Origin of the sequence: Limnochorda sp. L945t (assembly GCF_035593305.1) — a bacterium.
Lineage (GTDB): Bacteria > Bacillota > Limnochordia > Limnochordales > Geochordaceae > Carboxydichorda > Carboxydichorda subterranea.
Map to the genome: position 1 here is coordinate 1,755,716 of NZ_CP141615.1, position 12,411 is coordinate 1,768,126.

Here is a 12,411-nt window from a genome sequence, read left to right on the forward strand (position 1 = left end):
CAGGTGGCCCGTCCATCGCGTAAAATCAGGACGTTCGGGGAGATAGTGAAGACGCAGGAGGGATCGGTGTTTTGCGCCCTATTCGCACGTTCTCCGTCGCCCCCTCGCTCCCCGCTCCCATCGAAAGGCTCCAGGAGCTCGCCTACAACCTGTTCTGGTCCTGGGACCAGGATGCCCGGCAGCTGTTCGTGCGGCTCGACCGGCGGCTGTGGGAGATCTCGGGCCACAACCCCGTTCGCATGCTGACGCTCCTTCCCCGGCGCCGCCTGGAGGAAGCGGCGGAGGACGAGGCTTTCATGGCGCAATACCAGCAGGTCTGCGCCGCCTTCGACGCCTACCTCGGGGAGGCCGGCCACTGGTTCGCCCGGGCGCATCCCGAGTATCCCCCCGACCGGCCCCTGGTGGCCTATTTCTCCGCGGAGTTCGGCCTGACGGAGTCCATGCCCATGTACTCGGGAGGTCTCGGCAACCTCGCCGGGGACCACCTCAAGTCGGCGAGCGACCTGGGCGTCCCCATCGTCGGGGTGGGCCTGTTGTACCACCAGGGGTATTTCCGCCAGTCGCTCAGCGCCGACGGGTGGCAGCAAGAGAGCTACCCCAACTACGACATCTACACCATGCCGCTGCAGATGATCCGCAAGCCCGACGGCCGGCCCTTGAGCGTCGAGCTCGCCCTGCCCGGCCGCACGCTCACGGCCTACGTCTGGAGAGTCCGGGTCGGGCGGATCACGCTCTACCTGCTCGACGCCAACGCCGAAGCCAACCGCCCCGATGACCGGATCCTCACGGATCGCCTCTACGGCGGCGACCTGGAGATGCGCATCCGCCAGGAGATCCTGCTCGGAATCGGGGGCGCGCGGGCCCTGGAAGCGATGGGCATCCGGCCTGCGGTTTACCACATGAACGAGGGGCACTCGGCCTTCCTCTCGCTCGAGCGCATCCGGCGGACGATGGACGAGCAAGACGCCTCCTTCGCCGAGGCTCTCGAGGCCACGGCGGCGAGCCAGGTCTTCACCACCCACACGCCCGTGCCCGCCGGCCACGATTACTTCCCGCCCGACATGATGGAACGCTACTTCGGTGACTTTTACCGCTCCATCAAGCTCGATCGCTCCCAGTTCCTGGCCCTGGGTCGGCAAAACCCGTCAGACGAGCGTGAGGCCTTTTGCATGACGATCCTGGCCCTGCGGACGGCCGCCTACTCCAACGGGGTGAGCCGGCTGCACGGCGCGGTGGCCCGGCGGATGTGGCAGGGGATCTGGCCTCACGTACCCGAGGAGGAGCTCCCCATCGAGTCCATCACCAACGGGGTGCATCTGGCCTCCTGGGTCTCGGACGACATGGCGGCCCTGTACGACCGCTACCTGGGGCCCCGCTGGCGGGCCGAACCGGACGATCCCACCGTGTGGCGCCAGGCGCTCGACATCCCACCGGAGGAGCTCTGGCGCACCCACGAACGCCGGCGTGAGCGACTCATCGCCTTCGCGCGCCGCAGGCTGCGGGGCCAGATGGAGGCGCGCGGCGCGCCGTTGAGCGACCTGGCCGAGGCCGAACAGGCGCTCGATCCCCGGATCCTCACCATCGGATTTGCCCGGCGGTTCGCGACGTACAAGCGGGCGACCTTGCTGCTGCAGGCCCCAGAGAGGCTGCTGCGGCTGCTCACGAGCGAAGAGCACCCGGTGCAGATCCTGGTGGCCGGCAAGGCCCATCCCCGCGACGACGCCGGCAAGGAGATGATCCGCCAGATCGTCAAGTTTGCCCAGGATCCCGCCGTCCGGCGCCGGTTGGTCTTCCTGGAAGACTACGACATCGCGACGGGCCGCTACCTGGTGCAGGGAGTCGACGTGTGGCTCAACACGCCCCGCCGCCCCGAAGAGGCGAGCGGCACCAGCGGGATGAAGGCCGCCGTCAACGGGGCCATCAACGTCAGCATCCTCGACGGCTGGTGGAACGAGGCCTACGCCCCCGAGGTGGGCTGGGCGATCGGCGCCGGTGGCGAAACGCCGGAGGGAGACGCGCCGGACCGGGGCGCCCGGGAGGCGGCGACGGTGGACAGGCTGGACGCGCAGGCGCTGTTCGACATCCTCGAGCGGGAGGTCGCCCCCCTGTTCTACGACCGGGGCAGCGACGGCCTGCCCCGGGAGTGGATCGCCCGGATGCAGCACTCCATCGCGGCCATCCCGGCCAACTACAACACTCACCGCATGGTGAAGGAGTACACGGAGCGCTTCTACGTGCCGGCCGCCGTGCGGTCCACCGCGCTACGGCAAGACGGCCTGCGCCGGGCACGGGAGCTGGCCGCGTGGAAGGCGAAGGCCGCCCGGGCGTGGCCTTCGGTCCAGGTGGAGGAGGTCACGTCGACGGCCTCCGACCACATGCCCGCCGGCCAGAGCATGACGATCCAGGCGGTCGTGCAGCTCGAGGGCCTGCAGCCCGAAGACGTGGTGGCAGAAGTCTACCTCGGGCGCGTCGACCCCCGGGGAGAGCTCCGCGACTGCGTGGTCGTCCCGATGAGGAGGGTGGGCCCCACCCCCGACGGGCGGTTCGTCTTCGAGGCCACCAACGTGACGCCGCACGGCAGCGGCCAGTTCGGTTACCAGGTACGTGTGCGGGCGTACCACCCCGACCTGGCCAACCCCTTCGAGACGGGCCTGATGCGGTGGGCGGCGTCATGAGCGGGGAGCCCGGAGCGCTCCGGGATACGCCGCATCTCGGCAAGGTGGCCCCCCGCTTCTTGCAGGAGGCCATCTTGCCGTTCCTGGGCGCCCGCCGCCCGGAAGTCCGCCTCGGGCCCGGCCAGGGGCTGGACACGGCGGCCGTAGACCTGGGCGACGGCCGCCTGCTCGTGGCCACGGCCGATCCCCTGTGGGCCGCCCCCAGGCTGGGCATGGGCCGTAGCGCCTGGCTTGCCGCCCACCTGGTCGCCTCCGATCTCGCCACGAGCGGCTTCCCGCCCCAGCTGGCCCTCGTCGAGCTCAACCTGCCGCCGCGGATGAGCGACGAGGAGCTGCGGGTCTACTGGCAGGGCCTGCACCGGGCCTGGGAAGCCATGGGGGTGGCGGTCATCGGCGGGCACACGGGGCGCTACGCCGGGTGCGACTACACCATCGTCGGCAGCGCCACCCTGCTCGCCGTGGGGCCGGCCGATCGGTACGTGAGCCCTGCGCATGCCCGCCCCGGCGACCGCATCCTGGTGACCAAGGGAGCGGCGATCGAGGCCACGGGCGTACTGGCGGCGTCGTTTCCCCGTACGGTGGCCGAGCGGCTGGGCGCCGACTGGCAACGGCGGTGCGAGGCGTTCCTCGATCGGGCGAGCGTCGTGGCCGACGCGCTGGCCGCCGCTCGAGCGGGCACCGGCCCGCACGGGGTCACCGCCATGCACGACGCCACCGAGGGCGGGATTCTCGGAGGCCTGGCCGAGATGGCCGCCGCCTGCGGCCAGGGCATCGTGGTAGATGCGAGCAAGGTGCCGGTGGCCGAGGAGACCCAGCGCATCTGTGAGCTGTTCGAGCTCGACCCGCTGGTCATCGCAGGCGAAGGCGCCCTCCTGATCGCCGTGCGGCCCGAGCGAGTCGCCGCCGTCCGGCAGGAGCTGGCCCGCATCGGCCAGGCGGCCGCCGAGATCGGGTGGGTGCGCCCGCCCGGCGAGGGACGATGGGTCGAAACCCCGTCCGGGCGGCGCCCCCTCGAGGTCCCCGAGTGGGATCCGTACTGGGAAGCCTACCGGCGCGCCGTGGAGTCGGGCTGGGAGTAACCGGCTCCCCCGTTGGCCCACTCCGGGCGCCCTTCCCATTCGCCGATGCGCCGGCGCACGTACTCGGGCACCGGGACCGGGCGGCCCTGCCCGTAGTCGTAGGCGACCTGCACCGTCTCGCCGGCGGCGACGACGCGGCCGTCGGCGACGCCCGTGATGAGGTAACCCATGCGGAAGCTCGAGCGCCCGATCTCGGTCACGGCCGTGGCGATCCGCAGCCGATCGCCCAGATGCGCCGGCGAGCGATAGCTGCAGCGGGCTTCCGCCAGGATGAAGAACCACGGCCGCTGCCCCTGGACGTCCACGAGCCCGAGGTGCTGGAAGTACTTCACGCGGGCGTGCTCGAAGTAGGTGAAGTAGACGGCGTTGTTGACGTGGCCCAGGGCGTCGAGGTCCCGGAAGCGGACCTCCTCCTCGACCGCGAAGCGGTACGTCTCCTGGGCCGGAGCACCGGCGGGCCCCCCACCCGGAGTGTTGCCGTCCATGGCCGCGCTCAGCCCCCCTTCGGCCCCTTTGCCAGGGCCTCGTCCAGGATCTCCGCGATGTGGCGCACCTTCAACCCTTCCCGCGCAAGGCCGCTCGAACGGGCGCCCACCAGGAGCTGCAGGTGGCACGGCGTGTTGGCCACGGCCAGGATGGAGGCCCCGGTCGCGCGTACCTGCTCCATCTTCTCCTCGAGCACCCTGGCGCTCATGGCCGGCTGGGTCAGGTTGTAGATCCCGCCCGCCCCGCAGCAGCGGTCGGCTCCCGGGAGCTCGACGTAGCGCAGCCCGGGCACCCGCTGCAGCAGGCGCCGCGGCTCTGAGACGATCTTCTGGACGTTGCGCAGGTGGCACGAGTCCTGGTACGTGACCGTGGCGTCCACCGGCCCCATCGGTGGCAGGGGATGGTCCGCCAGGAGCTCGCTGAAGTCCCTCACCCGTGCGGCCAGGCGGCGGGCCCGCTCCACCCACCCGTCTCCGCCGGCCGCAGGGACGCCGTCCGCCGCAGCGCCGTTCGCAGGGCTCCCGTGTCCCCCGGCGGCCGCTGCACGGGCCGCCCGCTCCCGCTCGAACCACTCCGGATACTCCTTCATCGCCGCGCCGCAGCCGCCGGCGATGTTGACCACGTAGTCGGCGTCCACCCGCTCGAAGACCGCGATGTTACGGCGCGCCTGCTCGAGCGCCCGCTCGTACTGCCCGGCGTGGGCGTGGACGGCGCCGCAGCAGCCCTGCCCTTGCGGCACCACGACCTCGAACCCCGCCGCCCGGAGCACTCGGACGGCGGCCCGGTTGACCTCGAAGAGCGCGGCGGACTGCACGCACCCTTCGAAAAAGGCGACCCGCCGGCGCCCGACCCCGCCTCCCGGAGAGGCGGCCACCCGGGGCGCACCGGCCCCGCCGGCCGGGCGGTGGGTCGCCGTGCGGACCCATGGCGCCGGCTGGCGGGGCAACACCTCCTCCAGGCGGGCCATCGCCGGCGCCAGCCGGCGCAGCAGACCGGTGGCCCGCACCAGCGCGGCCAGCCCCGAGCGCTGGTACAGCCACAGGCCCCACCGCGCCCACCGGATGCCGGCGGGGTGCCCCAGGACGACCCCGATGCCGAGCGTCCTGGCCCAGCGCTCGACGGGTCTGCGGGGGGCGCGCTCTTCGATGGCCGGCCGCACCTGCTCCAGGATGGCCCCGTACTGCACCCCGGCGGGACAGGCCGTTTCACAGGCCCGGCAACCGATGCAGAGGTCCAGGTGAGCGGCGATCTCCAGGAGCCCGATGCGGCCCTCCGCGGCCGCCCGTACCAGCTGGATGCGCCCGCGAGGGCCTTCGGTCTCGAGCAGGGTCTCCCGGTACGTCGGGCAAGCCGGCAGGCAGAAGCCGCACCGCATGCACTGGTACGTGAGATCCCGGGCGTTCGCGAGAAGCGCACCGAGGACGCCCCCGAACGAACCGGCCGGCCCGCCGGCCGCCGCCTGCGTTGGCCCGGCGCCTGATGCCCCGGGCGCGCCCGCAGGAGGGGCGGTCGTCTCGGCTCCCGGCTCGGCCACGCCCCGAGTCGTGTTGGCCCTCATGCGCTGCGCACCACCTGGCGCCGCCGTGTGGTCTCGGGTACGACCTTGCCGGGGTTGAGGATGCCTTCGGGGTCGAGCGCCTGCTTGACGGCCCGCAACACCCCAAGCCCCGTCTCTCCCAGCTTCCAGCCCAGGTACGAGCGCTTCGACAGCCCCACCCCGTGCTCGCCCGTGATGGTGCCTCCCAGGTCCACGGCCGCTGCGAAGATCTCCTCGAAGGCCGCCTCGACCCGCTCCATCTCCGCCGGGTCCCGTTCGTCGGTGAGGCACGTGGGGTGCAGGTTGCCGTCTCCTGCGTGGCCGAACGTGCAGATCTCGACCTCGTGCCGGCGGGCCGCTCGCTGGATGGCGCGCACCATCTCGGCGAGGCGCGATCTCGGTACCGTGGCGTCCTCCAGGATGGTGGTCGGCCGGCGCCTGGCAAGAGCGGACAGGGCGAAGCGCCGCGCCGCCATCAGCCGATCGCCCTCCTGGGGCGACGCCGCCACCTGCACGTCCAGGGCGCCCTCCTCCCGGCACAGCACCGCCATCCGCTCGACGTCGCGGTCGACCACCGGCTGCGGCCCGTCCTGGGCCATGAGGAGCATCGCCTCGACCCCGGTCGGCAGCCCCACGTGAGCGTAGTCCTCCACCGCCCCGATGGTCCCGCGATCCAGGAACTCGAGGGTCGCCGGCACGATCCGGGCGGCGATGATACGCGACACGGCACGGGCAGCCGCCTCCACCGCACCGAACGTCGCCACCGCCACCCGGCGGTACTCGGGCAACGGCAGGAGCTTCAACGTGACGCGGGTGACGATCCCGAGCGTCCCCTCCGAACCCACGAAGAGGCTCGTCAGGTCATAGCCGGCCACGTCCTTGACGTTCTTGCCGCCGGTGCGCACGAGCTCGCCGCTGGCGAGCACCGCATCGAGCCCCATCACGTAGTCGCCGGTCACGCCGTACTTGAGACCTCGCAGCCCCCCGGCGTTCTCCGCGACATTGCCGCCGATGGTGGAGATGGCCATGCTGCCGGGATCGGGCGGGTAAAACAGCCCGCGCTCCTCCACGGCCTGATGGATCTGCGCGGTCAACACGCCGGGCTCGACGGTGACGGTCAAATTGGCCTCGTCGATCTCCAGGATGCGGTTCATCCGGGCGAACGCCACCACGATCCCGCCCGAGACCGGCACCGTCCCGCCGCTCAGGTTGGTGCCGCTGCCCCGGGCGATCACCGGCAGCCGGTGGCGGCGCGCCAGGCGCACGACCTCCTGGACCTGCTCCGTCGAACGCACGAAGACAACTGCGTCGGGTACCCCCCGGTACCCGGGCGTCGCATCGTAGCCGTAAGCGGCCAGGTCGCCGGGCCGGACGACCACGTCCCCGGGGCCCCCGATGGCCTCGAGCTCCCGCAGCCACACTTCGCCTGCTGCCACGCGTCCTCCCCTTCCTCCCACGCCCCCGGCGTTCGCACCTGGCCGCGGCGGTTCCTGCTCCCCGAGCGAGGGCCACCGGCGAGAGGATGCCGGTGGCGGGGCGAGAATGCAACGCCGGGAACGCTCACAGAGTGAAAGAGGCGGAGGGTGGCAGGCTCGTGCGTCTGGGCGTCGCCGGATTGCCGATGGCAGGCAAGTCGACGATCATGCAGGCTGCGGCCGCGTGGGCCCGCATCGGGGTAACAGGTGCGGGAGCGGCCGGCAAGGGGGCCGCGGCCCGGGGAGCGCCGGCACCCGGATCGGCCACGCCCGGGAGGACCGGCGGGGCCGCCATGGTCGTGGCCCGCATCCCCGACGCCAGGCTCGACTGGCTGGCCGAGCTCCATCACCCGCAGAAGGTCACCCACGCGACCGTGGAGTGGATCGAACTCGACAAGCTCGAGCCTGCCCGCATCGAGGCCGTCCACCGCCTGGACGCCCTGGCCCTCGTGGTCCGGGCGTTCGACCCGGAGCAGGCCCATGTCCCTCACCCGGCCGGCAGCGTCGATCCGGTCCGCGACTTCGAGCAGCTCTGGCAGGACTGGATTCTCATGGACTGGACCCAGGTCCAAAGCCGCATCGATCGTCTCCGCTCGGCCCCCTCGGTGCCCAAGGCCCAGCGGCGCGACGTGGAGCGGGAGCTCGAAGTGCTCGCTCGCTGCCTGCAGGCGCTGGAGGCCGGGAAGCCGCTCGGCCTGGCGGAGCTGTCCGCCGACGAGCGGGCGCTCTTGCAGGGGTACTCGCTCGTGACGTTCCGCCCCGTGGTGGTCGCGGTCAACGTCGACGACTCCCAGGCGGCATCCGGGGAGTTCCCCGGCCGCGAGGCCCTCCGGCAGGCGGCGCAAGGCCGCGCCGAGGCGATCGTGCCCGTGGCAGGGCGGTTGGAGCTCGAGCTGGCGGAGCTCGACGCCGACTCCCGGCAGGCCTTCCTCGCCGACCTGGGGCTTTCCACGCCCGTCGGGGTCGAGCGGCTGGGCGAGGCGGCCTACCGGGCCTGTGGCTTCATCTCGTTCCTGACGGCCGGCGAGGACGAGGTGCGGGCCTGGACCATCACCCGCGGTACCCCGGCCCGGGAGGCTGCCGGCAAGATCCACTCCGACATCGCCCGGGGCTTCATCCGGGCCGAGGTCGTCGCCTTCGAGGACCTGCGGCGGGCCGGCTCCCTGGCGAAAGCCCGGGAGACCGGCCTGCTGCGCCTGGAGGGCAAAGACTACGTCGTTCAGGACGGAGACGTCATCGAGTTCCGGTTCAACGTCTGACAGCCGGGCCAAGAGCCCTGCCGTGGGCCGCCCGGCGCCCTTCAACGGGTCCCGTGATGGAGCCCGTGGGGCTGGTGGCGGGAGCTCTCTCCCTCACCCCCGGCGCCGCCGGCGTACCGGCCGGGGTCCCGGTCGAAGGCCGTCTTGCAGCCGGTCGAGCAAAAGTAGTATGTCCTACCTTGGTACTGGGACGTGGCCTTCGCTTCGGCCGGCTCGATCTCCATCCCGCACGGCAAGCATCGCGTCCTGGCCATCGACGGTCCGCTCCTTCCGTAGATCCGGCCGCGGCGTGTCGCCGAAGCGGAAGCGCCGCAGCCGCAGCGCGTTGGATACCACCGACACCGAGCTGAACGCCATGGCTGCGCCGGCCAGCACCGGGCTCATGAAGCCGGCGGCCGCCACGGGGATCCCGACCGTGTTGTAAAACAGGGCCCAGAAGAGGTTCTGGCGCACGTTGCGGATCGTCGCCCGGCTGAGCCGGATGCTGTCGACGACCCCGCCCAGCTCGCCCCGCATCAGGGTGATGTCGGACGATTCGATGGCGACGTCGGTGCCGGTGCCGATGGCGAACCCCACGTCGGCCGTGGCGAGCGCCGGAGCGTCGTTGATGCCGTCCCCCACCATCCCGACGACCTTGCCCTGTCCCTGGAGCTCCTTCACCTTGGCCGCCTTTTGGTCGGGCAACACTTCGGCGAGGGTATGCGCCTCGTCGATGCCCACCTGGCGGGCGATGGCGGCCGCCGTGCGCCGGTTGTCCCCGGTGATCATGTAGACTTCGATGCCCATCTGCTGGAGCTGGCGCACGGCGGCGGCCGACCCCGGCTTGACCGTGTCCGCTACGGCGACCACGCCGGCCGGCCTGCCGTCGATCGCCACCAGCATGGCGGTCTTGCCCTGTTGCTCCAGGCGGACGGCCTCGGGCTCCAGCGCGGCGAGATCGATGCCGCGGCCCTCGAGCAGGCGCCGGGTGCCAATGAGCACCTCCCGCCGCTCGTCGCCGACCACGGCCCGCACGCCCTGGCCTGCCACCGCCTCGAACGCATGGACCCGCTCCAGGGAGAGCCCCTCCTGCCGGGCCGCCTCGACGATGGCCTGGCCCAGGGGGTGCTCCGAGCCCGTCTCCGCCGAAGCAGCCAGGGCGAGGAGCCGTCGCGCCGCCTCAGGCCCTCCGTCGCCTGCACCCAGCGGCACCACGTCGGTCAGCGCCGGCTTGCCCCGGGTGATGGTGCCCGTCTTGTCGAGCACGACGACGTTGAGCTCGTGGGCCAGTTCCAGGTACTCGCCGCCCTTGATCAGGATGCCCCGCTCGGCTCCCTTGCCCGTCCCCACCATGATGGAGGTAGGGGTGGCAAGCCCCATGGCGCACGGGCAGGCGATGACCAGGACGGCCACGAAGTTGACGAGGGCCCGGGTGAAGTTGCCCGGGTCGGCCGCCAGGTACCAGACGGCGAAGGTCACGGCGGCGATGGCGATGACGGCCGGCACGAAGTAGGCCGACACCCGGTCGGCGTACCGCTGGATGGGCGCCTTGCTCCCCTGGGCTTCCTCGACGATCTTGATGATCTGGGCAAGTGCCGTCTCCTTGCCGACCCGCGTCGCCTCGAAGACGAAGCTCCCCGTCCGGTTGAGGGTGGCGCCGATGACCCGGTCGCCCACCTTCTTGTCGACCGGCAGGCTCTCGCCGGTGATCATCGACTCGTCGACGGCCGAAGCCCCCTCGATGACGACGCCGTCCACGGGGATCTTCTCGCCGGGGCGCACCACGACCCGATCCCCGACCTGCACCTGCTCGACCGCCACCTCGACCTCGGCGCCGTCCCGCAGCACCCGGGCCGTCTTGGCCTGCAGGCCCACCAGCTTGCGAATGGCTTCGCTGGCGCGGCCCTTGGCCCGGGCCTCCAGGTACTTGCCCAGGATGATCAGCGTGACGATGAGCGCGCTCGTCTCGAAGTAAACGTGGTGCGCCCCGGGGACGAGCGGCCCTGCCACGGTCACGATCACGCTGTACAGGTAGGCCGCCGAAGTGCCCATGGCCACCAGCACGGACATGTTGGCGCTGCGGTTACGCAGGGTGTGGTAGCTATCCCGGTAGAACTGCCACCCGGCCACGAATTGCACCGGGGTCGCCAGCGCGAGCTGGAACCAGGGGTTGAACAGTACCCCCGGCAGGAGACGGCCAAACCCGGCTATCAGTTCGCCGAACATGTACAGGAGAAGCGGCGTCGACAGCGCGGCCGAGAGGACCAGCATCCGCTGCTGATGCCGGATTTCCCGCTCCCGCTGCTCCTTCTCCCGGTCGACCTGCCCTTCTTCGGCCGGGATGGCCCCGTACCCCTGGGCCTTCACCGCCCGGATGACCTCGTCGTCGGCCAGTTCGCCGATGTACTCCACAGTCGCCGTCTCGGCGGCGAAGTTGACCGTCGCCTTCACGACGGCGGGAAGACGCTGGAGCGCCGTCTCGATCCGCTGGGCGCACGAGGCGCAGCTCATCCCCCGGATGCGGTAGCGGCGCTGCCCGGTTCGCACCTGATACCCCAGGGAGTGGACCGCCTCCACCAGCTCGGGCGCGCGTACCAGCTCGGGGTCGAACTCGACCACCGCCTTCTCCAGGGCGAAGTTGACGGTAGCCCCCTTGACGCCTCCCGTCTTGTTGAGGCGCTTTTCGATGCGGGCGGCGCACGTGGCGCACGTCATGCCGCCGATGTCGATGGTCGCCTTCCGCTCCATGGCTCGATCGCCGCCTTTTGCCCCCTGGGGATTATACCCCATGGGGGTATCGCTAAGCGATTATAGGGATCGCCGACTCCCATTGTCAATGATGACCTCGACGAAGCAGGGGTTCACCCGGGCGGCCCGGTATGTGGCGGCAAGACTGGAAGGGCCACCAGCGGACGAGGTGCGGCTCAGGCCGCCGGCCGGCGCACGAGCAAAGGCGCCCGGGCCGTGGGCCGCCCCCGCGCCCCGTCCTCCACGGGGCGCCCGGCGAGCAAGGCGGCCAGCAGGCGCAAATTGAAGATTTCGTGCAGCTTCACCGCAGGGTCCTGTTGCGGCAGCAGGGAGGCCACGTACTCGCCCGTCACGTCGGCGCCGGCGACCGGTAGCGCAAGCGCGAGCTCCGACACCATGGCGAGCACCGCCGTCTGGCCGGCCTCCCCGTCTCCCCAGGTGCCCGGCAGCTCCTCCGGGCGCACGACGTCTTTGTCGATGGAAAGGTAGACGGGGCCTTCCCCCACGAACGCCACGACGTCGGCCACGACCGCGTCGAGCCCCTCCTCCAGGCTGACCAGGGGATCGGGCCACCAGACGGCGGCGTGGAGCTCCTGCACGGTCGATCGCCGCGCCGGGTAGACCCGCAGCCGGCCTTCCCTGGCCGCCGGCCGGATGGCTTGCACGATCCGCGGCTGCAGCAATCCCCGGGCCTCGAGCCGTCCAACCCCGAGGACGGCCACGGCGCGAAGCTCCGGCATGGCCAGCACCTCCGGCAGCCACGAGCCGCAGTGGAGGTACCCCGCAGGCGCCGGGCTCCACTCGGGATGGGCGTCCAACAGGATGAGCGCGAGCGGCGGACCGCCTGCCGGCCCCGCCGCCAGGTAGGCCCGCAGCAAGGCAGCCGTCAGGTGGTGGAAATCTCCGGCTCCCAGAAACGCCACGTCGCCTCGCGCCGGGCGAAGCTCCGAAGCCAGGGTGGAAAGCTCCGAGTGGGGCATGAAGTACCGGAAGCGACCCGCCGGGGGTCGGGTCACGACGTCTCTCGGAGCGTACAGGCGCACCAGGCGCTCCTGCACCCTCACCGAACCGTCGGTCTCGACGATGCTGACACCTCGCAGCATCGGGCACGCCCCGCCATGATTGTACCATCCCAACACGATGACGGCGCCGGCGCGCGGCGGCGGAGCGGTC

General features: G+C 71.5%; 9 protein-coding genes. 3 read left to right on the plus strand and 6 right to left on the minus strand.

Translation table 11 applies throughout. The features are described 5' to 3' along the window. The first annotated feature begins 71 nt into the window (after window positions 1-71). Complete coding sequence (gene glgP / locus U7230_RS08250) at window positions 72-2,675, plus strand: alpha-glucan family phosphorylase (RefSeq protein WP_324715371.1); 2,604 nt, start codon at window positions 72-74, stop codon at window positions 2,673-2,675. Next, a complete protein-coding gene (locus U7230_RS08255; RefSeq protein ID WP_324715372.1) occupies window positions 2,672-3,754 on the plus strand; it encodes an AIR synthase family protein in 1,083 nt (360 codons plus the stop codon). The genes glgP and U7230_RS08255 overlap by 4 nt, the downstream gene beginning before the upstream one ends. Here U7230_RS08255 and U7230_RS08260 read toward each other — a convergent pair. From U7230_RS08260 to U7230_RS08270, 3 genes are read right to left on the minus strand one after another with little or no spacing between them, the layout of a single operon-like run. Beyond that, the gene (locus tag U7230_RS08260) at window positions 3,721-4,239 is read right to left on the minus strand and encodes an acyl-CoA thioesterase (RefSeq protein WP_324715373.1); all 519 of its coding nucleotides are present in this window, start codon (window positions 4,237-4,239) and stop codon (window positions 3,721-3,723) included. The two genes, U7230_RS08255 and U7230_RS08260, sit on opposite strands and share 34 nt — an antisense overlap. Before the next feature lie 8 nt (window positions 4,240-4,247). Then, a complete protein-coding gene (locus U7230_RS08265; RefSeq protein WP_324715374.1) occupies window positions 4,248-5,798 on the minus strand; it encodes a (Fe-S)-binding protein in 1,551 nt (516 codons plus the stop codon). Then, the gene (locus U7230_RS08270) at window positions 5,795-7,213 is read right to left on the minus strand and encodes an FAD-binding oxidoreductase (protein WP_324715375.1); all 1,419 of its coding nucleotides are present in this window, start codon (window positions 7,211-7,213) and stop codon (window positions 5,795-5,797) included. The genes U7230_RS08265 and U7230_RS08270 overlap by 4 nt, the downstream gene beginning before the upstream one ends. 131 nt (window positions 7,214-7,344) lie before the next feature. Here U7230_RS08270 and U7230_RS08275 point away from each other — a divergent pair, with 131 nt between their 5' ends. Further along, window positions 7,345-8,511, plus strand: a complete 1,167-nt coding sequence (locus U7230_RS08275) for a DUF933 domain-containing protein (RefSeq protein WP_324715376.1) — start codon at window positions 7,345-7,347, stop codon at window positions 8,509-8,511. Between the two features lie 41 nt (window positions 8,512-8,552). Here U7230_RS08275 and U7230_RS15490 read toward each other — a convergent pair whose 3' ends face one another. From U7230_RS15490 to U7230_RS08285, 3 genes are all read right to left on the minus strand, one after another. Further along, window positions 8,553-8,765: a YHS domain-containing protein gene (locus U7230_RS15490; protein WP_404980494.1), complete on the minus strand. Its 213-nt coding sequence runs from the start codon at window positions 8,763-8,765 to the stop codon at window positions 8,553-8,555. Next, complete coding sequence (locus U7230_RS08280; protein WP_324715377.1) at window positions 8,686-11,238, minus strand: heavy metal translocating P-type ATPase; 2,553 nt, start codon at window positions 11,236-11,238, stop codon at window positions 8,686-8,688. The genes U7230_RS15490 and U7230_RS08280 overlap by 80 nt, the downstream gene beginning before the upstream one ends. A 176-nt stretch (window positions 11,239-11,414) precedes the next feature. Next, the gene (locus tag U7230_RS08285) at window positions 11,415-12,341 is read right to left on the minus strand and encodes an arginase family protein (protein ID WP_324715378.1); all 927 of its coding nucleotides are present in this window, start codon (window positions 12,339-12,341) and stop codon (window positions 11,415-11,417) included. Window positions 12,342-12,411 lie beyond the last annotated feature (70 nt).

Excerpts from the sequence above, each read along its gene's own strand:
- U7230_RS08255 (WP_324715372.1), top strand. The coding sequence starts at position 2,672 with ATGAGCGGGGAGCCCGGAGCGCTCCGGGATACGCCGCATCTCGGCAAG.
- U7230_RS08260 (WP_324715373.1), bottom strand. The coding sequence starts at position 4,239 with ATGGACGGCAACACTCCGGGTGGGGGGCCCGCCGGTGCTCCGGCCCAG.
- U7230_RS08265 (WP_324715374.1), bottom strand. The coding sequence starts at position 5,798 with ATGAGGGCCAACACGACTCGGGGCGTGGCCGAGCCGGGAGCCGAGACG.
- U7230_RS15490 (WP_404980494.1), bottom strand. The coding sequence starts at position 8,765 with ATGGCCAGGACGCGATGCTTGCCGTGCGGGATGGAGATCGAGCCGGCC.
- U7230_RS08280 (WP_324715377.1), bottom strand. The coding sequence starts at position 11,238 with ATGGAGCGGAAGGCGACCATCGACATCGGCGGCATGACGTGCGCCACG.
- U7230_RS08285 (WP_324715378.1), bottom strand. The coding sequence starts at position 12,341 with ATGCTGCGAGGTGTCAGCATCGTCGAGACCGACGGTTCGGTGAGGGTG.